The organism is Glycocaulis albus (assembly GCF_014639075.1).
Classification (GTDB): Bacteria; Pseudomonadota; Alphaproteobacteria; order Caulobacterales; family Maricaulaceae; genus Glycocaulis; species Glycocaulis albus.
This window is the reverse complement of the sequence record NZ_BMFS01000001.1, coordinates 1-20,774: the sequence shown is the minus strand read 5'-3', so window position 1 is coordinate 20,774 and position 20,774 is coordinate 1. Positions and strand designations below refer to the sequence as shown.

Annotated in this window: 22 protein-coding genes and 1 tRNA gene; 17 read left to right on the top strand and 6 right to left on the bottom strand. The window is 63.7% G+C overall.

The window, feature by feature from the left end; translation table 11 throughout:
* Positions 1–141: 141 nt before the first annotated feature.
* Together IEV75_RS00115 and IEV75_RS00110 are read left to right on the top strand one after the other, a co-directional pair.
* Positions 142–831 (top strand): SDR family oxidoreductase, encoded by a 690-nt coding sequence (locus tag IEV75_RS00115; protein ID WP_188450521.1) that lies wholly within the window; start codon positions 142–144, stop codon positions 829–831.
* A gap of 196 nt (positions 832–1,027) precedes the next feature.
* Entirely contained in the window at positions 1,028–1,237 is a 210-nt protein-coding gene (locus tag IEV75_RS00110; protein ID WP_188450520.1) for a hypothetical protein, read from the top strand.
* Between the two features lie 105 nt (positions 1,238–1,342).
* On the opposite strand, the gene IEV75_RS00105 is transcribed toward IEV75_RS00110, so the two are convergent.
* A tRNA-Gly gene (locus tag IEV75_RS00105) sits at positions 1,343–1,417 on the bottom strand.
* Between the two features lie 138 nt (positions 1,418–1,555).
* Here IEV75_RS00105 and IEV75_RS00100 point away from each other — a divergent pair.
* The 6 genes from IEV75_RS00100 to IEV75_RS00075 all read left to right on the top strand — a co-directional run bounded on the left by IEV75_RS00100 (position 1,556) and on the right by IEV75_RS00075 (position 4,977).
* Positions 1,556–2,092 carry a prolyl-tRNA synthetase associated domain-containing protein gene (locus IEV75_RS00100; RefSeq protein WP_188450519.1) on the top strand — a complete coding sequence of 179 codons (537 nt, stop codon included), beginning with the start codon at positions 1,556–1,558 and terminating at the stop codon, positions 2,090–2,092.
* Positions 2,093–2,189: 97 nt separating this feature from the next.
* On the top strand, positions 2,190–3,113 hold the full coding sequence (trxA, locus tag IEV75_RS00095) for a thioredoxin (protein ID WP_188450518.1): 924 nt from the start codon (positions 2,190–2,192) through the stop codon (positions 3,111–3,113).
* 76 nt (positions 3,114–3,189) lie between these two features.
* On the top strand, positions 3,190–3,852 hold the full coding sequence (locus tag IEV75_RS00090; RefSeq protein WP_188450517.1) for an LON peptidase substrate-binding domain-containing protein: 663 nt from the start codon (positions 3,190–3,192) through the stop codon (positions 3,850–3,852).
* 40 nt (positions 3,853–3,892) lie between these two features.
* The gene (locus tag IEV75_RS00085; RefSeq protein WP_188450516.1) at positions 3,893–4,111 is read left to right on the top strand and encodes a Trm112 family protein; all 219 of its coding nucleotides are present in this window, start codon (positions 3,893–3,895) and stop codon (positions 4,109–4,111) included.
* Positions 4,104–4,433, top strand: coding sequence for a gamma-butyrobetaine hydroxylase family protein (locus IEV75_RS00080; protein WP_188450515.1), 330 nt, complete (start codon positions 4,104–4,106; stop codon positions 4,431–4,433). The genes IEV75_RS00085 and IEV75_RS00080 overlap by 8 nt, the downstream gene beginning before the upstream one ends.
* 61 nt (positions 4,434–4,494) lie before the next feature.
* Complete coding sequence (locus IEV75_RS00075) at positions 4,495–4,977, top strand: YbjN domain-containing protein (RefSeq protein ID WP_188450514.1); 483 nt, start codon at positions 4,495–4,497, stop codon at positions 4,975–4,977.
* Between the two features lie 24 nt (positions 4,978–5,001).
* On the opposite strand, the gene IEV75_RS00070 is transcribed toward IEV75_RS00075, so the two are convergent.
* On the bottom strand, positions 5,002–6,747 hold the full coding sequence (locus IEV75_RS00070) for a hypothetical protein (RefSeq protein ID WP_188450513.1): 1,746 nt from the start codon (positions 6,745–6,747) through the stop codon (positions 5,002–5,004).
* 158 nt (positions 6,748–6,905) lie between these two features.
* On the opposite strand from IEV75_RS00070, the gene IEV75_RS00065 reads away from it, so the two are divergent.
* From IEV75_RS00065 to IEV75_RS00050, 4 genes are all read left to right on the top strand, one after another.
* The gene (locus IEV75_RS00065) at positions 6,906–7,607 is read left to right on the top strand and encodes a response regulator transcription factor (protein ID WP_188450512.1); all 702 of its coding nucleotides are present in this window, start codon (positions 6,906–6,908) and stop codon (positions 7,605–7,607) included.
* Complete coding sequence (locus IEV75_RS00060; protein WP_188450511.1) at positions 7,576–9,216, top strand: sensor histidine kinase; 1,641 nt, start codon at positions 7,576–7,578, stop codon at positions 9,214–9,216. Before IEV75_RS00065 ends, IEV75_RS00060 begins: the two co-directional genes overlap by 32 nt.
* 102 nt (positions 9,217–9,318) lie before the next feature.
* Entirely contained in the window at positions 9,319–9,723 is a 405-nt protein-coding gene (locus IEV75_RS00055; protein WP_188450510.1) for a PTS sugar transporter subunit IIA, read from the top strand.
* Positions 9,720–9,995 (top strand): HPr family phosphocarrier protein, encoded by a 276-nt coding sequence (locus IEV75_RS00050; RefSeq protein WP_217978594.1) that lies wholly within the window; start codon positions 9,720–9,722, stop codon positions 9,993–9,995. Before IEV75_RS00055 ends, IEV75_RS00050 begins: the two co-directional genes overlap by 4 nt.
* On the opposite strand, the gene IEV75_RS00045 is transcribed toward IEV75_RS00050, so the two are convergent.
* On the bottom strand, positions 9,996–11,555 hold the full coding sequence (locus tag IEV75_RS00045) for a prolipoprotein diacylglyceryl transferase (protein ID WP_188450509.1): 1,560 nt from the start codon (positions 11,553–11,555) through the stop codon (positions 9,996–9,998).
* Between the two features lie 244 nt (positions 11,556–11,799).
* On the opposite strand from IEV75_RS00045, the gene ahcY reads away from it, so the two are divergent.
* A complete protein-coding gene (ahcY, locus tag IEV75_RS00040; RefSeq protein ID WP_188450508.1) occupies positions 11,800–13,218 on the top strand; it encodes an adenosylhomocysteinase in 1,419 nt (472 codons plus the stop codon).
* 56 nt (positions 13,219–13,274) lie between these two features.
* Here ahcY and IEV75_RS00035 read toward each other — a convergent pair whose 3' ends face one another.
* Both IEV75_RS00035 and IEV75_RS00030 read right to left on the bottom strand, forming a co-directional pair.
* Entirely contained in the window at positions 13,275–14,144 is an 870-nt protein-coding gene (locus IEV75_RS00035) for a 1-acyl-sn-glycerol-3-phosphate acyltransferase (RefSeq protein ID WP_188450507.1), read from the bottom strand.
* Positions 14,145–14,169: 25 nt separating this feature from the next.
* Entirely contained in the window at positions 14,170–14,535 is a 366-nt protein-coding gene (locus IEV75_RS00030; RefSeq protein WP_188450506.1) for an ArsR/SmtB family transcription factor, read from the bottom strand.
* Between the two features lie 75 nt (positions 14,536–14,610).
* Here IEV75_RS00030 and IEV75_RS00025 point away from each other — a divergent pair, with 75 nt between their 5' ends.
* From IEV75_RS00025 to IEV75_RS00010, 4 genes are all read left to right on the top strand, one after another.
* Positions 14,611–15,114 (top strand): arsenate reductase ArsC, encoded by a 504-nt coding sequence (locus IEV75_RS00025; RefSeq protein ID WP_188450505.1) that lies wholly within the window; start codon positions 14,611–14,613, stop codon positions 15,112–15,114.
* 11 nt (positions 15,115–15,125) lie between these two features.
* Positions 15,126–16,187 carry an ACR3 family arsenite efflux transporter gene (gene arsB / locus IEV75_RS00020; protein WP_188450504.1) on the top strand — a complete coding sequence of 354 codons (1,062 nt, stop codon included), beginning with the start codon at positions 15,126–15,128 and terminating at the stop codon, positions 16,185–16,187.
* Positions 16,187–16,906, top strand: coding sequence for an arsenical resistance protein ArsH (gene arsH / locus IEV75_RS00015; RefSeq protein ID WP_188450503.1), 720 nt, complete (start codon positions 16,187–16,189; stop codon positions 16,904–16,906). Before arsB ends, arsH begins: the two co-directional genes overlap by 1 nt.
* A gap of 84 nt (positions 16,907–16,990) precedes the next feature.
* Positions 16,991–17,359, top strand: coding sequence for a hypothetical protein (locus IEV75_RS00010; protein WP_188450502.1), 369 nt, complete (start codon positions 16,991–16,993; stop codon positions 17,357–17,359).
* Between the two features lie 74 nt (positions 17,360–17,433).
* Here IEV75_RS00010 and IEV75_RS00005 read toward each other — a convergent pair whose 3' ends face one another.
* Positions 17,434–20,724: an autotransporter family protein gene (locus tag IEV75_RS00005; RefSeq protein WP_188450501.1), complete on the bottom strand. Its 3,291-nt coding sequence runs from the start codon at positions 20,722–20,724 to the stop codon at positions 17,434–17,436.
* Between the last annotated feature and the right edge of the window lie 50 nt (positions 20,725–20,774).

Sequence of the window (20,774 nt, the reverse complement as noted above, 5' to 3'; positions counted from 1 at the left end):
CCAGCCTAGCTGCACTGCTGCGCCGTTCAAGCGATGAACGCCACTGCGGCATGATGGACAGCAAGGCTGGACCAATTGGCGCGCGGTGTGGTTCGTTGCGTGACTGAAAACAAGTCCTTTTTCTGCGGAGACTGTCGAACCATGCCTCACATGCTCATCACCGGCGCCAACCGTGGCATTGGCCTGGAACATACACGCGTCCTGCTCTCGCGCGGCTGGCATGTCAGCGCAGCCTGCCGCAATCCCGGCAGGGCCGGGGACCTCAAGGCGCTCGACCCCGGCGACGGACGCCTGTCCATGCTGGAATACGATGCTGGCCGCCCCGGCGCGGGCAAGGCGCTGGCCGGACAGGTCAAAGGCCCGATCGACATCCTGTTCGCCAATGCGGGCATGTTCGGCCCGCGCGAGCAGGGCTTTGGCCAGACCGACTATGCCGCCATGGCTGAAATCGCACAGGTGAACGCTTTTGCCGCTCTGGAGCTGGCGGAAACCTTTGCCGGTCAGGTCGCGCAGTCCCAGCTCAAGGTGATCGCCCTGCAGTCGAGCCGCATGGGCTCCATCGCGGACAATACCAGTGGCGGCTATTATGCCTATCGCATGTCGAAGGCCGCGCTGAACGCCATCGGCAAGTCCCTTAGCATCGATCTCAAGGCGAAGGGCATCATCACGCTCATCTTCCATCCCGGCTGGGTGAAGACCGATATGGGCGGGGCGGGCGGCACGCTTACGGTGAATGAATGCGTGGAAGGCCAGCTCGATCTCATTGCCCGCGCCAATCCGGCCATGAATGGCCGCTTCTTCCATGTCAGCGGCGAGGATCTCGACTGGTAGGCAGGCAAAGGCGGGCGCCGCCGGACGGGGACAGGACAGTCCGGCAGCGCCCTTCGGGTCTCACGATGGCAGGCTGGGGACGCTCAAAGGGAGACCCGTGCTTTCTATACGCCAGCAACACGCAGGCGGATCAGCCACGGAACACAAGGCCGGTCAGAGGGGTTTCAAGGGCAGGTACCGATGACAGGAGCCTGACATGACCGACCGCAAGCCGAGACCGGCACCGACCCCGAAACCTGTTCCACCATCGAAGCGCCGTCCGCAAAAGCCGGATGATGAGGAGGCGCTGGACGAGGCACTGGAAGAAAGTTTTCCGGCCTCCGACCCGCCCGCTCCGGCCGCGCCGCGCGAAAGTGGCCAGGCGGGTAAGGGCAGCCAGGAAAAGCGCGATGGGCCCAAGCCCTGACGGCGCAATTATACCCGCTTCACACAAGCAGGTTTAATAGCTTGCTTGAACGATCCGTGTCGCTCTGCCAGCCAGAATCAAAATTTCGGATTTAGATCCGGCAAATGGAGCGGGCGATGAGATTCGAACTCACGACCCTCACCTTGGCAAGGTGATGCTCTACCCCTGAGCTACGCCCGCTCATATGCGTTACCGGGGCTGGCCGCGAAGGCCAGAGGGCGCGGTATATCGCGCATCGCGAATGGTTTGGCAAGCCTTCACTGCGGCGTTCATTTCATCTCTTGCATTCGCGGTGCCGGGCAGGGCAGGAAGAACGCCATGAACGCTTCCGTCCCGCCTGTCCCCTTGCCCGCCCCGCCTGTGACCCGCGAGGGTCTGTTCAGCTTTCTCGATGCGCTGGGCATTGCCCACACCACGTACGACCATGCGCCGGTCTTCACGGTCGCCGAGAGCGACCAGATCAAGGCCCACATGCCGGGCGGCCATACCAAGAACCTGTTTTTGAAAGACAAAAAGGGCAATTTGATCCTCATATCGGCGGAACATTCGACACAGATAGAGCTTAAACGCCTGCATGAGCGGCTGGGCTGCGGACGGCTCTCCTTTGGATCGGCTGACCGTCTGGAAGACGTGCTGGGTGTAACGCCCGGCTCGGTGACGGCATTCGCGCTCATCAATGATCCGCAACGCAAGGTGCGCTTCATTCTCGATGCCGCCCTGATGGCGCATGAGACAGTGAATTTTCACCCGCTGAAAAACGACGCGACCACGGCCATATCACGCGAAGGCCTTTTGCGTTTTCTGGCGGCGCTGGGGCGCGAGCCTGAAATCATGGATTTCACTGTTCCGGCGTGACGGCCACTTGCAGTCTGGCCCCGGCCGGTCCACCTAGGAACGCAACATATCGACATGTCCGGGCCGCCGCCCGGACCGGCATTTTCAGGGATCCGTCATGCAGATTTTCGGCAAGCAGCCCGCCAGCAATCCGGCAAACAACCCCACCGGCAGCCATGTGAAGGACTCCACCGACCAGAATTTCATGGCCGATGTGGTTGAGGTGTCAAAACAGGTGCCTGTCCTCGTGGATTTCTGGGCGCCCTGGTGCGGCCCGTGCCGCCAGCTGGGCCCGGTCATCGAGAAGGCCGTCAATGCGGCGGGGGGCAAGGTGAAGCTGGTCAAGATCAATATCGACGAGAACCCGCAAGTGGCCGGCCAGCTGCGCATCCAGTCCATCCCGGCCGTGCTGGCCTTCGTGAACGGCCAGCCCGTTGACGGTTTCATGGGCGCGCTTCCCGAAAGCCAGGTCAACGACTTCATCAAGCGTGTCAGCGGCGATATCGACGAGGCCGCGCTTGATGAGGTGCTTGAGCGCGCTGAAAACGCCCTCGCACAGGGTGATGCCGGCGGCGCAGCGCAGGATTTTGCCGCCGTCCTGCAAGCCGATCCGGAGAATATCCGTGCCCTGGCCGGGATGGCGCGCGTCTTCCTGTCGCAAGGCGACCGGGAAGGCGCTGAAGGCGTTCTGGCGCAGGTACCGCCTGCCAAGGCCGGTGATGGCGCGATCGCCGGCGTGCGTGCCGCGATGGAGCTGGCCAGCGAGGGCGAGGATGCGGGTGATCCGGCTGATTCCCGGGCCGCGCTGGAAGCAGCAGGCGGCAAGGGAGCCGCGCTTCGCTATGATCTGGCCCGCGCCCTGATCGGCGCCGGCGATCTTGACGGTGCCGCCGCCCAGCTTCTCGACAGCATCGCGGAAGACCGCGAATGGAATGACGGCGCAGCCCGCCAGCTATTGCTGCGTGTCTTTGATGCCGCCGGGCAGACATCGGCTCTGACCAGGGCCGGCCGCAAGCGCCTCTCCTCCATCCTGTTCAGCTAGAATACTGGCGGCAGGCCGGCACAAGTCTATGTCTACCGGGAACGCGCCAGCACGACCAGGAGGCTCGTAAGGACTCATGCCCGCACACCCCGCCTTGCCGGATACGCTGCCCCTCTTTCCGATCCGTGGCTGCATCCTGCTGCCTGGAGAGGCGCTGCCGCTGAACGTGTTCGAGCCGCGCTATCTGAACATGGTCGACGACGCCATGAGCGGAAACGGGTTTCTGGGCATTATTCAGCCGCGCGAGACAGGGCCGCGCGAGCATCCCGATCTGGAGCGCGTGGGGACCGCCGGGCGCATTGCCAAGCACACTGAAACCAGTGACGGGCGCTATCTGATCGTGCTGGTGGGCGTATCGCGCTTCACCCTGACCGCCCAGCCGCGGCTGAAGACCCCTTACCGCGTGGGACGGGCCGATTATGCCGGGTTCGAGCACGATATCGAGGGACCGCCAGCCGACGAGGCGGGCGCCGACCGGGCCGGCTTCCTCGCCCTTCTGCAGCGCTTTTTCCAGCACGCGGGGATCGAGGCCGACTGGTCGTCCATGGAGCATGCGCCCCTCTCGGCCATTACCGGCAAGGTGGCCATGGCGGCCCCCTTTGATGCCGCCTGCAAGCAGGCGCTGCTGCAGGCCTCCAAACCCTGTGTGCGCCGCGAGCTTCTGACATCGCTCATGGAGGGGGCGCTGGAACATGCCTCTCGCGGGCCGTCATCCGGTCCGGCTGGCAGACTCCATTAGGCTTGCCGGACATACCGGCTTTGCCTTAAACACCCTGCCCATGAGCACTGATAAAGACAGCCAGACCGCCAATCCGCGCCGCTCGGCCCATGTGGACCCGAAACTGCTGGAAATCCTTGTCTGTCCTGTCACCCGCCAGACGCTGGAGTATGACCGGGAAGCAGGCGAGCTGATCTCGCGTGCCGCCGGTCTTGCCTACCCCGTACGCGAAGGCGTGCCGGTCATGCTGCCTGAAGAAGCCCGCCGCATCGATGGCTGAGCGCCCGCATACGCCCTGGCCGGTTCGCCTCGCCTTCCAGACATCGCACAAACGCCTGCGCGTCAGTTTTGACGACGGCGCCGTGTTTGACATCCCGTATGCGCTCTTGCGCCGTGAAAGCCCGTCCGCCGAGGTGCAGGGCCATGGCCCTGGCCAGAAGCGCGCCGTCCCCCACGCCGATCAGGTCAGGGTTACCGCCGCAGAACCTGTCGGACGCTACGCGGTCCGCCTTGTTTTTGATGACGGCCACGATAGCGGCATCTATGCGTGGACACTCCTGCGCAGCCTCGGCGAGGCGGCACATACGCGCCCGGCTGTGTGATTTGCCAGTTCCGGCGTGAGACGGCACACTTCGCGGCGATCTGATTTTGAGGGATATATTCATGACCATGCTTATCCGCGCCGGTATGGCGCTCGCCTCGATCTGCCTGGCGGCAGCGGCGCCCGCTGCGGCCCAGGGCACAGGACCGGTGATCGAGCGCATCGATGCCCAGGGCTTGCGGACACTGGTGACCGGTCTGGGCCACGAGATCACCAATGAAACCGTCACCGATCAGGGCCAGCCCCTGCTCATCGCCACCACCGGCACCATGAACTATCTGGTTGCGGGAACGGTGTGCGAGGACGGACAGTGCCAGGGCATGCTCACCGAGCTGGTCTTCACCAATACGCCCGCCACGCTGGAGGTGGCAAACCAGGTCAACCAGACTTATGCCGCCATCAAGCTGGTGGTGCTGGAAGGCGATAGTGTCGTGTTCTCACGCTATGATGTGCTCAATGGCGGCACCACGCTGGGCGCCCTGTCCACATCGGTCAGCACTTTGCTGGAAATCGCAGGCTCGGTCGTCCAGGCCGGCGGCGAGTAGCAAACTCCGTCATAATAACGGGCATTAGGCCTGATCCTCGGCCGCAACAGGCTGGGTGTCGCCTGCCGCCTCGGTCTTCGCCGGCCGGGGTGCCGGCTGGATGCTGGCCAGCAGGCCCTGCAATTCCTGCAGCTTGGCAGGACCGTTGTCGGCACGCGCTTCGGCCCGTCCCATTTCGGACGACAGGAGACGCATGGCGCGCGCCTGCGCGTCCTGCTGGCAGCGCCCGAGCGGCAGGATATCCTGCGCAGCGAGCCGCAAGAGACCGGCAGCCCGGTCAAGGGCGGGCAGGTTTGACGCGGTGATACGTTCAAACAGCTGATTGTCATGAATGATGGCAGTACCCAGCTGGTCGAACGCGTCGCTCATCTCCAGCTTGGCCGCTTCCGGGAACGTGCCCTTGATCGCACGCTTCTGCAGCGAGGTGAGCGTGGCCAGCCGCTCGAACGGCTGGCCGGGCCCTTTTACAAACCAGCTCACCATTTTCTGCGACGACAGCTTTGCGCGCACGTAAGCGGCCAGCTTCACCTTGTTCTGTTCGCCAACCAGATTGTCTTCCATCGATAATAGCCGGGCGACCTCGTCAGCAGGTGTCGGCACGTTCTTAAGGGCTTCCTCGATCGATTCCGGTGACAGGAGCCGCGCCGAGCGCACGGTGAAGGCCTCCACCAGAGCCTGCGGATTGAGATGGTCGCCGGACGCTGCGATCAGCCGCTGGGCAAGCGAGCGCGACAGCGCGATCTCCTCGAGCACATTGTCAGGCTTGAACCGCTTGGGCTGGCGCAGCGCATCAAGCACGCGCCGGGCAATCTCGCCCTTGCTGTCGGGCAATTGTCTGGCCTCGAACTTTGAGGCGAGCCGGCGCGCATTGCCGGGCGCACCGTTCATGCTGGGATGGGTCTGCGCCCCGGCAAACACGCTGGTGAGGCGTTCCACATGGCTGCCAAGATCGCGGCTCTGGCCGATAATCTGGTTCAGCGCACGGTCAAAGGACAGCATTTCGGCGAGAAAGGCGTCAGCCTCCCTGGCAGCGAAGGCACGCGCTTCGGGATCCTCGGGCAGGTCGTCGTGGAAATCGAGCAGCATCTCCGCCTTGCGGGCCATGCCCGATGCATTGGCCAGCCGCTCGGCAATGGCGCGGCGCAGGCGGGTTTCCGCACTGCCCTCGGCGTGGATTTTCTCGGTCAGCTCCCGGAAGCTGGCATTCTTCGGGTCCTGGGCCTTGCGCTTGGCATCTTTACGCGCCTTTTCAATAGCCCGCTGGACCAGCTCGGTCAGAAGCCGGACATAGGCGTGAACCGAGGCATCGGAGTTTTGCGACCGGGCAATCGCCACCTTCTGGATGGCATGTTGCAGATCGCTTTCGCACGCATCCAGCGCTTCGGCCATGTCTGGCCGGTAGAGCAGTTCCAGCGGGCAGATTTCCTGGCGCTCCAGCCAGGGCGCAAGAACGCGCCGCACCGTGTCACGGGCAGCCGGTCCGGCCAGATCCTCCGGCGTCACGCAGGGCAGCGTAGCCTCTCCGGTTTTCTCCTTGGGCACGCTGAAGCGTTCAGCGCCCACCTCGTGAATGGTGACAGAGCTGAACGTGCCGCTGGCATCATTCCAGGTTTCGCGCGCGACACGGGCCGAGCCACGTGGCATCTTCGCGACCAGCCGGTCGGCCAGGGTAATGGCATCCGAGCGCTCGTTGAGAGCTTCCACCAGCACCCATTCAGCCTTGGGATGCTTCTTCAGGAAGACCTCGAAATGGACTTTTCCATTGGCCATGGAACCAGCCTGCGCCCTTGTTATTGCCCCGCCGCTTGCCACACTGGCGTGTTATGCTTAACCGCTCGTAACCATGCGCCTCGCCCAACCCCCTTGCTCCGGGCGGGCAGCGCTGTAGGTTTGCAGTGACTTGCCCTGATCAGAGGATCAATATGCGCATGGCCCAGATCGCCCTTGTCGATGATGACGAGAATATTCTCACCTCCGTCTCCCTCTTCCTCGAGGGTGAAGGCTATCAGGTGCAGACCTTCACCGACGGGGTCGAAGCCTTGGGCGTACTGGCCGACAATCCGCCCGATCTGGCCATTTTCGACATCAAGATGCCGCGTATGGACGGGCTGGAACTGCTCCGCCGGGTACGCCAGAGTTCCAACCTGCCGGTGATCTTCCTCACCTCCAAGGACGGGGAATTTGACGAGGCGCTGGGACTTGATCTGGGAGCCGATGACTATATCGCCAAGCCCTTCTCTCACCAGCTTCTGGCCAAGCGGATCAAGGCGGTCCTGCGCCGGGCCCAGCCCGATGACGCCGACCTGCCGGCCGGGGAAAGCGACCAGAAGGCGCTGGTGCGCGGATCGCTCACGCTGGACCCCAATCGTCATGCCTGCCTGTGGAACGGCAAACCGGTGCGCCTGACCGTGACGGAATTCCTCATCCTGCAGGCATTGGCCAACCGGCCGGGCTATGTGAAGAGCCGCGACAACCTGATGGACGCGGCCTATGACGACCAGGTCTATGTTGATGACCGCACGATCGACAGCCACATAAAACGCATCCGCAAGAAATTCCGCGTCGTCGACGACAGCTTTGACGGGATCGAGACCCTTTATGGCGTCGGATACCGCTACAAGGAAGCGTGAGCCGCGCCGCCTCTGGAGGCGGCTTGCAGCGCTTCCCTCCACGCTCCGCCAGGCCCTGTTTTCACGGCTGGCCGCCAGCATTCTTGTTGCCAACCTGTTCGCGCTGGGACTGCTGGCGCTGGGCACGCTGGCCCTGATCGAGAACCGCACCGGCCTGATCGACGCCAAGGTCGACTCGCTCACCCAGCAGGCCGACATTATCCGCAATGTCATCACCGAAACGGCGGTGGAAGGCTCGCCCGAACCGGTCCTCAATGCCCGCATCGCAGCCGAAGTGCTGGCCCGGCTTTATGTGCCGGAGGGCACACGCGCCATGATCCACGGCCCGGAAGGGCGCCTCGCCGCCGACAGCTATCTCAGCGCCGGGCGGGTCAGCGTCGAGCTCCTGCCTCCACCGGGCCAGCGCGATGTGGAAGGCTTTTTCACCGGCCTGTGGCGGGCCATGCGCGATTTTGTTGGCGGTTTCTTCCTGTCGTCCGAGGAGCGCCAGACCCGCGAACGCTCGCTGGGCGAGGAAATCGCGCTCGCCCAGACAACCGGCGAGGCCGTGGCCGGTGTCCGGCGCGGGCGCTATGGCGAGCGGGTCGTCTCGGTCACGCTGGCGATCGCGCCGGTCCAGACCATTGTCGGCTCTGTCACCTATGAATCCTATGATTACGACGCACTGATTGCCGCTGACCGGGTCGCCATCCTGCCCTATCTCGGTTTTGCCGCGCTGATCATTGTCGCGTTCGGCGCGTTGCTGGCCCTGCGCATCGCCGGCCCGGTAAAGCGCCTGTCGGACGCAGCGCGCAGCGTCCAGCTGGCCGGCGGCAGGCGCGTACCTCTGCCGGATTTCTCGCGCCGGGGCGACGAGATCGGCGACCTGGAACAGGCCTTCCGCGCCATGACGGACGCGCTCTACGACCGGCTGGACGCCATCGAAAGCTTCGCCGCCGATGTCGCCCACGAGATCAAGAACCCGCTCACCTCCATCCGTTCCGCGGCAGAGGTTCTGGTACGCGCGCGCGATGATGCGGCGCGTGAGCGGCTGGTCGGCGTCATCCAGAAGGATGTGCAGCGCCTTGACCGGCTGATCACCGACATTTCCAATGCCTCGAGGCTGGATGCCGAACTCGCGCGCGACCAGGTGACGCCCGTCGATCTGGTGCGCCTGATCCGCGACATTGTGCGCGTCTATATCGATGGCGAGCGCGCCCTGCCCGGCCAGCTTGAACTCCAGACCAGTCTTACCGAAGCCTTCATTGCGGCACGCGAGGAGCCGCTGGGCCGTGTTTTCACCAATCTGATCGACAATGCGCTGACCTTTTCACCGCCAGAGGGCAAGGTCCGTATGGCCATACAGCGCAAGCACGCCAACGCCCGTGAAGGCTTCATCCTCACGGTGGAGGACGACGGGCCGGGAATTCCATCCGAGGCACTGGAAACCATCTTCAACCGGTTCTACACCCAGCGTCCGGCGGGAGCGGCATTCGGCACCCATTCCGGTCTGGGCCTGGCCATTGCCCGTCAGATCATTTCCGCCCATGGCGGCACGATCCACGCTGAAAACCGGGCCAGCCCGGCACACGGCGCCCGCTTTGTCATTGAGCTCCCGGGCGTGTCCTGAAAGGCACGGCTGTGGCCTCTTTGCAAGACGCCCCTTTCACATATCTGAAATGCAAGGTTACATGGCGGTCACACTTCGCCCCGCCCCGCTCTTCGAGTCTCCATGATCGGCCTTGTCATCGTCACCCACGGTCAGCTTGCCCAGGAACTGGTGGCAGCAACCGAGCATGTTGTCGGCCGGCTGGCAGCATGCGTACCCGTATCGATCGGGGCCGATGACGACATGGAGCAGCGCCGCGGTGACATCCGCGCGGCAGTGGAGGCCGCAGACAGCGGCGATGGCGTCATTATCGTGACAGACATTTTCGGCGGCACGCCGTCCAACCTGTCCATGTCGCTTCTTGAAAAGTGCAAGGTCGAAGTGATCGCGGGCGCCAACCTGCCCATGATGATCACCCTGGCCGAGGCGCGTAGCCGCATGAATCTTGCCGACCTCGCCGCCAATGCCTCCAGCGCGGGCCGGCGCTATATCACGGTTGGCTCCCACCTGATCGACGGGCTGTCGTGAATACATCCACGGCCGAGGTGATGATTGTGAACAAGCGGGGGCTGCACGCCCGCGCAGCCGCAAAATTTGTCGGCCTGGCCCGGGAATTCCAGGCGTCGGTCACGGTCGAGCGGGACGGCGATGAAGCCGATGGCCGTTCCATCATGGATCTGCTCATGCTGGGCGCCGGGCCTGGCACCCGGCTGACACTCACCGCGCATGGCAGCGATGCCACGGCCCTGATCGAGGCGCTGCGCGCCCTCATCGAAAACGGGTTCGACGAGGGCGAGTGATCAGCCCTCGCGTGGCTTGCCGGCATCCTCACCGCCCGTGACCGCGTCTTCCGGATCGCCGTCAACAGCAGCGGCAGCGGGGTCTTCCTGACCGCCAAACGCATCGCCTGCCGCCAGTGAAGCATCCTCGGACGCATCGCTTTCCAGCGAAGCAGCGGCATTACCGGAGTCAGGCGATACGATGCCCGCCGTCTCGACGGGCGCATCAGGCTGCAGCGTCTCGGTATCAGTGACCACCGGCCCGGTAAGGGCGCCAGCCCCGGCCTCGGTGGTTTCGGCATCCCGGTTCACGCGCTCAGCCCCCGTATCACCAGAGACAGCCTCAGAGGGCATGGGCGGCGGCGGGGGGATGTCCATGGACCGGGCTTCGGCACGCGGATCGTGCCCGGCTTGCGTCTCCGCTCCGGCCGCCTCGCCTGCCTCAAGCGAGACCGGTTGTGCCCCGTCGTCCGGGCCGGCCGTGATGGCCGGTCCGGCTTCGGCGTGATCGTCCGCATCCGGGGCGGTCTCTGCCGGTGTGGCAGCCAGCGCAGCCTCTTGCGTGCCATCAGCACTGGAGATGCTGGCAGCCGCCGCAGCCGCTGCCGCCACAGGGGCGGCCGGCATATCTGCCCGGTCATCCTGGCCCTCGTCCGCCGCGTCTATACCGGTATCGCCAGCCGTTTCGGTAAACCCGGCAGGCATTTCGCGGCGGGTCACCATCTCCTGCGGCGGATGACGCAGGACATGGTCAGCCAGCCGGGCGATACGCGCCTCCAGCCGTGCCGCATCACGCCAGCGATTGATGATCCCGGCCACAATAAACAGGGCTGCACTGCCAGCCAGCGCCAGAAGGGCCGGAATGGCTGCCGTCTCGGGTCCGCCAATGGCCACCGCGCCAGCCAGCGTGATGATCAGGAAAACCGGCACCCACGCAAAGCGCCAGGAGCGCGCACCCAGTGCCAGAAGGGCGCCGGCGAGCGTAATGCCGGCAAAGATCACAGCCCCTTCAAACCCTGACAATTGGGGCGCGAGTTCCGCGATAATGTCCGAGACCGCCGGTACCGAACCGGCAAGCCGCGCATCAGCCAGCCCGGGCTGGATAGCCACAAGCGCTGAAAACACGTCAAACGAGGGAAGGCCGGCGGCAAGTCCGGGTGCAAACAGGCCAAGCAGGGTCAGCATTTGCGGCCATACAATGATCAGCGCCAGAAGGGTCAGCGCCAGAAGGGTCAGCAGCCAGTTGGCGTTACGCGACACTCCGGCACGCGACAGGACGCGGGTATTGTCCTGGCTGGTGCGCGTCCAGCTGCCGGTACGGTAATTGACCACCGCAACCGGGCTTGAGCGCCGTTTCGGACCGGGTTGCATGCGTATCACGGCGGCATAGTCCCCGGCATCAAGCGCAAAGTCGCGCTTGCCGATCCGGACCGGATGACGTTCGCCATCGAGATCCTGGATGCGCCGCTCGTCTGCGCGGGCGCGCGGATCCGATCCGATAACCTGTCCTGGTGCCACGTAGAAATCGATCGCCCGGCTGCCAAAGCGCTGGGTAGCGTGAGCTGTCGGCAGTATCGCCATGCCTGGTATTCCCCTCATCACGCGCCATGTTCGTGCTCGTCACGGCTGTAAGCCAATGGCACAGACGCCCCTCGTTAAGAGAGTGTATACAAAAAACGGGCCGGTTTAACCTCTTGTTTGCAAATTCCCTGTGTCAGAGCCGTGACAGCAGGCAGTGCAGCGTTTGCGCTGTACCCGCGCGGGGGCTATACACCGCGCTGATCAAGCACTCCCGCTTAGAACTCCGCGAAAAGAAGGATCATCCATGACCCTGCTGTTCAACACGCCCGATGGCAAAGACTATCTCGTCAAGGACCTCTCCCTGGCCCGCTGGGGCCGGATCGAGCTGGACATGGCCGAGATCGAGATGCCGGGGCTGATGGCGCTGCGCGAGGAGTTCGGGAAATCCAAACCCCTGAAAGGCGCACGCATCGCCGGTTCGCTGCACATGACCGTGCAGACCGCCGTGCTGATCGAGACGCTGACCGCCCTTGGCGCCGACGTGCGCTGGGCCTCGTGCAACATCTTCTCCACCCAGGACCATGCCGCTGCGGCCATCGCGGAGACCGGCGTGCCGGTCTTCGCCGTGAAGGGCGAGTCGCTGAAGGAATACTGGGATTATGCCGACGCCATCTTCCACTGGCCGGATGGTGAAACCGCCAACATGATCCTGGATGATGGCGGCGATGCCACCATGTATCTCCAGCTTGGCGAGAAGGCGGAAAAGGACCCGTCCGTACTCGGCGAACCGAAATCGGAAGAAGAGCGCTGGCTGTTTGACGCTATCCGCCGCCGCATCAAGGCCAGCCCCGGCTGGTTCGCCAAGGCCAAGGCCAATATCAAGGGTGTGTCAGAAGAAACCACCACGGGCGTCATGCGCCTCTACCAGATGGCCAAGCGCGGCGAGCTGGCCTTCCCGGCGATCAACGTCAATGACAGCGTGACCAAGTCGAAATTCGACAACCGCTATGGCTGCCGCGAGAGCCTGGTCGACGCCATCCGGCGCGGCACCGACGTGATGATGGCCGGCAAGACCGCCGTTGTGTGCGGCTATGGCGATGTCGGCAAGGGCTCGGCTGAATCGCTGGCGCAGGCAGGCTGCCGCGTTTCGGTGACCGAGATCGATCCGATCTGCGCCCTGCAGGCCGCCATGGACGGCTTTGCGGTGGTCCGGCTGGAAGACGTGATCGGCGAGGTGGACATCGTCGTTACCGCGACCGGCAACAAGGATGTCGTCACGGTCGACCATATGCGCGCCATGAAAAACATGGCCATCGTGTGCAATATCGGCCATTTCGATAACGAGATTCAGGTCGAGGCGCTGCGCAATTTCCAGTGGACCAATGTGAAGCCGCAGGTCGATCTGATCGAGTTCCCCGAAGGCCACAAGATCATCCTCCTGTCCGAAGGCCGCCTTGTGAATCTGGGCAATGCGAACGGCCACCCGAGCTTCGTGATGAGCGCCAGCTTCACCAATCAGGTGCTGGCCCAGATCGAGCTGTGGACGCGCGGCGACCAGTACAAGAACGATGTCTATATCCTGCCCAAGCACCTCGACGAGAAAGTCGCAGCACTGCATCTGGACAAGCTGGGTGCGAAGCTCTCCAAGCTGTCACCTGAGCAGGCTGACTATATCGGCGTCGAACAGAAAGGCCCGTTCAAGGCCGAGCATTACCGCTACTAGGCGTTTCGCCTTTTGCGCATGAAAAGCCCCGGCGGAGCGGTCCGCCGGGGTTTTTCTTACCGCCCCCAGGCGAGCTGTTCGGCCTGTGCCAGTATCGTGGCGGTGGCTTCCGCTTCGCTGCCCGGTATCTCGCGGGCGGGTACCGGATCGGAAAAGCGCAAGCGATAGGTCTTGCCGCGCTGGCGCATCAGCCCGTGAAACAGCGTGATATCGCGCAGCTCCTCATGGATCTGGTCCAGCGCATAGAAGGCGACGGGCATGGACTGGCGCACGCCGAGCGTCACCACCGGGGTATTGAAGCGCCGGGCCAGCGAGATCGCCGTTGGCGCCCACGGCTCCTCCACCAGCCCCCAGCGTTTCCAGCGCCAGCGCGCCATGCGGCCCGACGGAAATATGGCAAGGCAGCGGCCCTGATTGAGTGCTTCCATGGAGCCTCGAAGCGTATCGCGCGCATTGGCCCGGCTGCGTGCATTCTTGCGCCACTCTACCGGGATCAGCATGTCTTCAAGACCCGGACAGACACGCAGCGCATCCCGGTTGGCCAGAAAGCAAAGATCAGGGCGCTTTTCGCGGATGGCCTGCCAGAGCGCAATGCCGTCAGCGATGCCGCCGGGATGGTTGCCGATAATCACGCATGGTCCTGTATCGGGAATGGCGTCAAGCCCGTGCGCGTTTACGGTCAGCTCCAGATACTGCGTGGCCCAGTCGAACGCCTCGCGTGCCCGCATCGGCCGGACGATCTCCACCATACGGATCGCTTCGCGATAGCCCATCAGCGCACCGGCCGTGGGCCGGACCACATTCCACAGGCGCGGGTGCTTGCGAAGACGCGGCGCACGCTCGTCAATCAGCTGATCAACAAGCTCTTTGGCCGACTGTGGCGGCGCGGGCGGAACGGGATAAAGGTCAGCGGGATATTGGTTCATCGCCCCTAGTTCAAACGGGCGGGCGTCAGTTGCAAGCCCTTAGCGCCGATACCGCGAGCTTCGCCGTGACATCGCGGCACAGATCCGGATCACCGCCGCAGCAATCGGCGACCAGAAAGCTGACCAGTTCCGCGGTTGCTGCCAGATCAGCCGCATAGATGCGCTGGCGTCCGGCTTTCGTGACCTGTGCGAGGCCAGCCGTAGTCAGCACTGCCAGATGAGCCGACAGATTGCTGGGGCTGATCTCGACCTTGTCTGCCAGCACGCCTGCGGCGAGCCCCTTGGGGCCTGCAGAGACGAGTGCGCGGAATATCCGCAACCTGCCCTCATGAGCGAGGGCGGAGAGCTGCGCACAGGCTTGCGCCTCGGCAAGTTCGGGTCGATCTGACATTTCATTTCAATACTTCTTGAAATATTGAAATGTCAAGGCTAGAGATCGGACAAGCACGCGCTCCAGAGGCCGCCCATGATCCGCATCCTCGTCCTGTGTACCGGCAATTCGGCCCGCTCCATCCTCGGCGAGGCGCTGTTCAGTGCGCTAGGCAAGGGGGTGGTCACAGCCGTCTCTGCCGGGTCAAAGCCAAAGGGTGAGCCGCATCGGATAGCGCTGGAAACGCTCGCCCGTCATGGCCTCCCAATTGAGGGCTTGAGTTCGAAAAGCTGGGACGTATTTGCCGAAGCCGGTGCGCCCGGAATCCACGGCGTCATCACGGTGTGCGATTCGGCCGCCAGCGAGGCCTGCCCGATCTGGCCAGGCGCGCCGGTACAGGTGCATTGGGGCCTGCCCGACCCCGCCTATGTCACGCCGGACGCGGCCTGCCGCGAGGCCTTCGAGCAGGTTTTTCAGGCGCTGAAAGCGCGTATCGAGGCGGTGTTGGCATTTGACGGTGATCTGTCTGATCCAGCCGTTCTGAAAGCCGCCCTGAAAGCAGCCCATGCAGGCGCGCCCATCCCCGATTTCCAACCCTGAAGGACAGGCCTATGAGTACTGCAAACGACGCCGCGCCTGCCGGCATCGGCCCGTTCGAGAAATGGCTCTCGGTCTGGGTGGGCCTCGCCATCATCGCCGGAATAGGCCTGGGGGCGCTGGTACCTGGCGTGTTCGGCTTTCTGGCAGGCCTGGAATACGCCTCGGTCAATCTGGCAGTGGCCATCCTCATCTGGGCGATGGTCTTCCCGATGATGGTGAATGCCGATTTCGGCGCGCTGGCCCGCGTGGGCGAGAAGCCCAAGGGCCTCATCATCACCCTCGCCGTGAACTGGCTGATCAAGCCCTTCACCATGGCCCTGCTGGCGGTGATCTTCTTTGAAGGCGTGTTCGCCCGCTTCATCGCGCCGGAAAACGCCGAGCAATATATTGCAGGCCTCATCATTCTGGGCGCCGCACCCTGCACGGCGATGGTTTTCGTCTGGTCGCAGCTCACACGGGGCGATCCGGCCTACACGCTTGTTCAGGTCTCGGTGAATGACGCCATCATGGTAGTGGCCTTTGCGCCCATCGTGGCGCTGCTGCTGGGCGTCACCTCCATTTCGGTGCCTTGGGAGACGCTGCTCCTCTCGGTCGGGCTCTATGTGGTGATCCCGCTCATCGCTGGCATTGCTGTGCGCCGCTGGCTCATCCGTTCCGGCGGCATGGCGCGCCTCGACGGCTTCAACGCAAGCATCAAGCCGGTCTCGATCTCGGCCCTCATCGCCACTGTCGTGCTGCTCTTCGGCTTCCAGGGCGGTACGATCCTGTCCCAGCCGCTGGTGATCGCCATGATCGCGGTGCCGATCATCATCCAGTCCTACGCGATTTTCGGTGTCGCCTATGGCGCGGCTTACCTGTGGAAAGTGCCGCACAATGTCGCTGCGCCCTGCGCGCTGATCGGCACTTCGAACTTCTTTGAACTGGCCGTCGCCGTCGCCATCGGGCTCTTTGGGCTCAATTCCGGCGCAGCACTGGCAACGGTAGTGGGCGTGCTGGTGGAGGTCCCGGTGATGTTGTCGCTGGTCGCGCTCGCCAACCGGACGCGCGCGAAATTCCCTGCGGAGCAGCCCTGATGAGCCTTGATCTCACCACGCCCCATCTCGACGAGGACTGCTACCGCGATGTGGAGCCAGAGCAGCTCTTCCCCGCCACGCGGGCCACGCACAGGCCACGCATCCTGCTGCTCTATGGCTCAGTGAGGGAACGCTCCTTCAGCCGCATGGCCACCGAAGAAGCCGCCCGAATACTGGAACGCCTTGGCGCAGAAACCCGCATCTACAACCCGTCCGGCCTGCCTCTGCCGGACGATGCGGATGTGGCGCATCCCAAGGTCGCCGAACTGCGCGGTCTGGTGATGTGGTCTGAAGGCATGGTGTGGTGCTCTCCCGAGCGCCATGGCGCCATGACCGGGATCATGAAGGCCCAGATCGACTGGATTCCGCTGGCGCTCGGCGGGGTGCGCCCTACGCAGGGCAAGACGCTGGCCGTGATGCAGGTCTCGGGCGGGTCGCAGAGCTTCAACACGGTCAACCAGCTGCGCGTGCTGGGGCGCTGGATGCGCCTCATCACCATTCCCAACCAGTCATCGGTCCCCAAAGCCTGGCTGGAGTTTGACGAGCATGACCGGATGAAACCCTCCTCCCTCTATGACCGTATCGTCGATGTCATGGAGGAGCTGGTGAAATTCACCCTGTTGACGCGCGATTGCGCGGACTATCTCGTGGACCGCTATAGCGAACGCAAGGAAAGCGCCGCCGAGGTGTCAAAACGCGTCAGCCAGCGCTCCATGTAGCCGGCCCGTCAGCGGGGGGCGACGCCGCGCCAATCCGGCGCTAGGCTGTGAGCCGATACCGCTCCAGCAAGGGATTTGGCCGTAATGAGCTTGATTGTCGCCCTCCTGCTTGCCGCCCAGACGCCGCAAGCCGCCTCCATTGCCGGCAATTATACCGCTACGGCCGAGAACGGCACGCAATGCGCCCTGGTGCTGATGCCCCCGGCACGCCGCCCGGACGGTGCCATGGCTCTGATGAGGGGCGCTGCCGGCCTCGCGGCCGTGTCACCGGACTGCGAGCTCGCGATTGCCGAGACCATGTTCTGGCAATTTGAGGAAGATGATGGCGGGCGCCTTGTCTTTGTCGACGGGGCCGGAGACACGCTGTTTGCCGGCCAGCGCGAAAATGCAGGCGCCGCATGGGCTGGCGCCATGACCAATGGTGTGCGTGTGCGTGTGGAGCGCAACCGCTAGACTTTATACCTGCGCGTAGCAAAAAGGCCGCCCCGATGATCCGGGGCGGCCTTCCTGTTTGCAATCTGAGCGCCCTAGAAGCGGGTGCGCAGGCCCAGCATGAAGACATCGACATCGCGGATACGGTCATTGCCCGCCCGCGTCTCGTAAGAGACAGAGAGGTCAATCCCGTTATCCATGCGGGCAATGCCCCCAACCGAGAGCTCGAACCACTCGTTTTCCGCGTCCAGCCCGCTGGCAAGCACAAAGCCCTGGCTGCCCGGCGTTCCGGCAAAGTCACCGCTAATGGTTTCGCTCTCATCGCTCAGCCGGTTGGCATATCCGGCATAGGCGCGCGGCTCGAACGTGTAGCCCGGACCGGAGAAGATATAGCCGACATCCAGACCGGCACGCGCGGTCGTGAAGGAGTCGGTATAGCTCGTCAGGTCGAAGGCCGCGGGCGAGCCGGCCATGCTGCCGGCATCCATCTCGATGCGCTGCCAGGTGATACCGGCAACCGGCGTTGCGCGCAGCGCGCCATTGGTGACCGTATACCCGATCTGGGCCGTCAGGTCATAGCTGGTCGCGCCCAGCGAACCCGATACCGGCAGGGACACGCCGCCGACAACAGCGGTGCGGCCCGCCCGGGCGGTATGGTCACCATAGCTCGCCGCCAGCAGGGCCTGGATCGTGTCGCTGCGATAGGCCGCATAACCGGTCACCTGCACACTCTCCACGCGGCTTGACGCCGAGCCGCCACCGGCGAGCACCTGCTCGCTTTCCGAGGTGGCAAAACCGATCGCACCGCCAAACCGCCAGCCGACGGACCGGCCGTAATCAACGCCGGCCATGGCGAAACCGCCTTCGGTCGAGGCATTGGCCGAGCTGGACGTGGTGGGCGCTGACCCGTCCACCAGACCGCCCGCAAAGAATACCTCGAACCCATTGCCCAGATCCTGCGCCTCGTCCTGCATGGCAGACCCGTTCATGCGCATGGCATCGGCAATCGCCATGCCGCTCATCCCCGCGGAGGCTTCAGACCCCATCAGGTTGAACATGGTCTGGCCGCCGCCGGTCGGCGTGCCCGCCGGCGCACCCTGCAGCATGCGTCCGCGCAAGGCATCACCGAGCAGGTCGCTATGACCGCTCAGCGCCCGGCGGAACTGGAAGCCCTCATGCGGAACGAGGTTTTCAAACGCGTCTTCCAGAGGGCCGTTCGGCAACAGGTCGATGATCTGGTAGAGCTGGGCTACCGGACCGGCCTGCGGGTTGCCGCGCAGCTCGTCGAGACGATTGCCCAGAGCGGTCTGGGACGGGTTCGTGAAATTCGCGAAACTGGTGAAATCTTCCGCATCCAGCACCAGCTCTACCTGTCCGGCGCCATAAACCGGCGTCGCGAAAAGCACGCCCGGCAGGTCCATCACGCCGTCAAACTCGCCGACCAGATCGCCGGAATATTCCAGCACGGTGCGGCGGTCGCCGAACTGCGGCACGTAACCATCTACCGGGTTCACCGCTACGCCGCCAGCCAGCGATACGTCCCCGTCCACCAGCAGAAGGCTGTTCGTGCTGGCATTCCAGTCGACGACGAACATCCCGCCTGATGTCTGGATATAGTCACCATTGACCAGAAGGCCGCCAGCGCTGGCCAGACCCGGATTGACGATGCCGGCGACGTTGAAGAATGCGCCCGACATGAGCTGGCCATTGCCAAACAGGAAGTTGGGGTCAAACAGGTCAATTACGCCTGTACCGCGGACTACCCCGCCCCAGTTCACCAGTTCGCGGGTGATGAAACCGCCATTGACGGTCAGCGTACCGGCGAAGAGCTCGGTCGAGATCAGGCTCCACATATCGGCGTCAGCGGCAATGGTGAGCCCGGCACCAGAACCGGCAAGGGTCAGGCGGTCAATTTCCACAAACGCACCTGAAAGGGTGACATCGCCGTCTGCAGCCAGCGTCACGTCATAGAAGCGCGGAGCCTCCACACCTTGATCACCGTAGAAATTCTCCGGCACAAAGCCTGTGGAGCCCGGCCCGGTATTCTGGGTGGTCATCTCGCCATCATCGACAGCTTCAGGCGCTTCGGCCGCGTTGGCAGCGTCGCCAGAGCCGGGCGTGCCGCGTTGCACGTCGCCGCCAACGGTGACAATCAGCCCGTCCGCCGCGTAATCGGTGGTAATCGACAGACCGGCCGGAGCGCCTGCGGAGGCCGCCGCTGACCCGGCCGGCGCGAAATCGGCAACATCGGTGTCAAACACCACGCCCCAGGGCGTACCGGTACCCGTTTCCAGATCAGGCCCGTCAGGCAGACCGTTTACGATCTCGCCGTCCTGATAAACGAAATAGTTCGGATCGATCGCCTGCACCCAGATCGTCTCGTCAAACCAGTCCCCGCCACCGCTATTGGTGACGTATTTGTAGGGATTGTTCTCCGCAATCCAGTTCGCATAGGCGTAGAGCGGGTTATAATAGCTGACCCCGCCATAATCCTGCCCCGCAGCCTGCAGGGAACCATCGACAAAGCCGCCCGACAGAACGCCGAGGATAAGCGGGTTGGAGAAGATATTCATGGCCATGAGCGGGCCACCGGAATCGCCGCCCGCAGTACCCACCTCATTGGGCAGCGCATCGCCAGGGAAGATGTCCAGCGACGGGCCCGGGAGCAGAAACGTGTCGCCGTCGACCAGCGCGCCGCTGAAGCCGTCCCAGTCCGAACAGACGACAGAATTGGTGAACCCGAACGCGTTCTCGCGGCCGCACTCGCCGGTCCGGTCTGGCTGATCAAAATCGATCCAGTACATCATCTGCGTGTTGCTGCCACCCGGAAAGGAATTGTCCTGCTGCCCCAGTGCGCTGAAGAACTGGTTGAAATTGCCCAGGAAGCCCAACATGTTTTCGCCGGCCCGGCGGCGGCCATTGATATCCTGCAGCGAATTGTCAGACCCGGGATTGAACGAGCCGTAACCGATCATGTTGACGTGCACGCCTTCATTGAGCACGTCTTCCGGGATCGGGCTGAACAGCATGCCATAGGTCGGCAGGGTGAAGAGCGGATCGAATGTGGTCAGCATGGCGACATCGGCCGCGGGGAAGGGATCGCCGCCGAACGCGCCGTCCTCCGGCGTCATCACGTTCAGCGCAAAGGTCAGGCCGTTGCGGTCATCAATGAACTGATTGCCTGTACCGATCCAGTTGAACAGCGGTCCGCCGGAGGCCAGCGTGTCGGGTCCAAAAGCGATGATCGGGGTCAACGGGCCGCTCTGGAAACCGTAGATCTCGTTCGGATTGGAGTTGAAGCAGTGCGCTGCGCTGATCACGGTGCGCGGATTGATCATCGAGCCGGTACAGTTGAAGCTGATCCCGCCGCTAGGTTCTGTACCCATAAACGGGATTCCCAAATCAGCTGGGTCGTGATTCAAGCTCCTTGAAGGGA

Coding starts and splice junctions, on each gene's coding strand:
- IEV75_RS00115 (WP_188450521.1), top strand. CDS start 142: ATGCCTCACATGCTCATCACCGGCGCCAACCGTGGCATTGGCCTGGAA.
- IEV75_RS00110 (WP_188450520.1), top strand. CDS start 1,028: ATGACCGACCGCAAGCCGAGACCGGCACCGACCCCGAAACCTGTTCCA.
- IEV75_RS00100 (WP_188450519.1), top strand. CDS start 1,556: ATGAACGCTTCCGTCCCGCCTGTCCCCTTGCCCGCCCCGCCTGTGACC.
- trxA (WP_188450518.1), top strand. CDS start 2,190: ATGCAGATTTTCGGCAAGCAGCCCGCCAGCAATCCGGCAAACAACCCC.
- IEV75_RS00090 (WP_188450517.1), top strand. CDS start 3,190: ATGCCCGCACACCCCGCCTTGCCGGATACGCTGCCCCTCTTTCCGATC.
- IEV75_RS00085 (WP_188450516.1), top strand. CDS start 3,893: ATGAGCACTGATAAAGACAGCCAGACCGCCAATCCGCGCCGCTCGGCC.
- IEV75_RS00080 (WP_188450515.1), top strand. CDS start 4,104: ATGGCTGAGCGCCCGCATACGCCCTGGCCGGTTCGCCTCGCCTTCCAG.
- IEV75_RS00075 (WP_188450514.1), top strand. CDS start 4,495: ATGACCATGCTTATCCGCGCCGGTATGGCGCTCGCCTCGATCTGCCTG.
- IEV75_RS00070 (WP_188450513.1), bottom strand. CDS start 6,747: ATGGCCAATGGAAAAGTCCATTTCGAGGTCTTCCTGAAGAAGCATCCC.
- IEV75_RS00065 (WP_188450512.1), top strand. CDS start 6,906: ATGGCCCAGATCGCCCTTGTCGATGATGACGAGAATATTCTCACCTCC.
- IEV75_RS00060 (WP_188450511.1), top strand. CDS start 7,576: ATGGCGTCGGATACCGCTACAAGGAAGCGTGAGCCGCGCCGCCTCTGG.
- IEV75_RS00055 (WP_188450510.1), top strand. CDS start 9,319: ATGATCGGCCTTGTCATCGTCACCCACGGTCAGCTTGCCCAGGAACTG.
- IEV75_RS00045 (WP_188450509.1), bottom strand. CDS start 11,555: ATGGCGATACTGCCGACAGCTCACGCTACCCAGCGCTTTGGCAGCCGG.
- ahcY (WP_188450508.1), top strand. CDS start 11,800: ATGACCCTGCTGTTCAACACGCCCGATGGCAAAGACTATCTCGTCAAG.
- IEV75_RS00035 (WP_188450507.1), bottom strand. CDS start 14,144: ATGAACCAATATCCCGCTGACCTTTATCCCGTTCCGCCCGCGCCGCCA.
- IEV75_RS00030 (WP_188450506.1), bottom strand. CDS start 14,535: ATGTCAGATCGACCCGAACTTGCCGAGGCGCAAGCCTGTGCGCAGCTC.
- IEV75_RS00025 (WP_188450505.1), top strand. CDS start 14,611: ATGATCCGCATCCTCGTCCTGTGTACCGGCAATTCGGCCCGCTCCATC.
- arsB (WP_188450504.1), top strand. CDS start 15,126: ATGAGTACTGCAAACGACGCCGCGCCTGCCGGCATCGGCCCGTTCGAG.
- arsH (WP_188450503.1), top strand. CDS start 16,187: ATGAGCCTTGATCTCACCACGCCCCATCTCGACGAGGACTGCTACCGC.
- IEV75_RS00010 (WP_188450502.1), top strand. CDS start 16,991: ATGAGCTTGATTGTCGCCCTCCTGCTTGCCGCCCAGACGCCGCAAGCC.
- IEV75_RS00005 (WP_188450501.1), bottom strand. CDS start 20,724: ATGGGTACAGAACCTAGCGGCGGGATCAGCTTCAACTGTACCGGCTCG.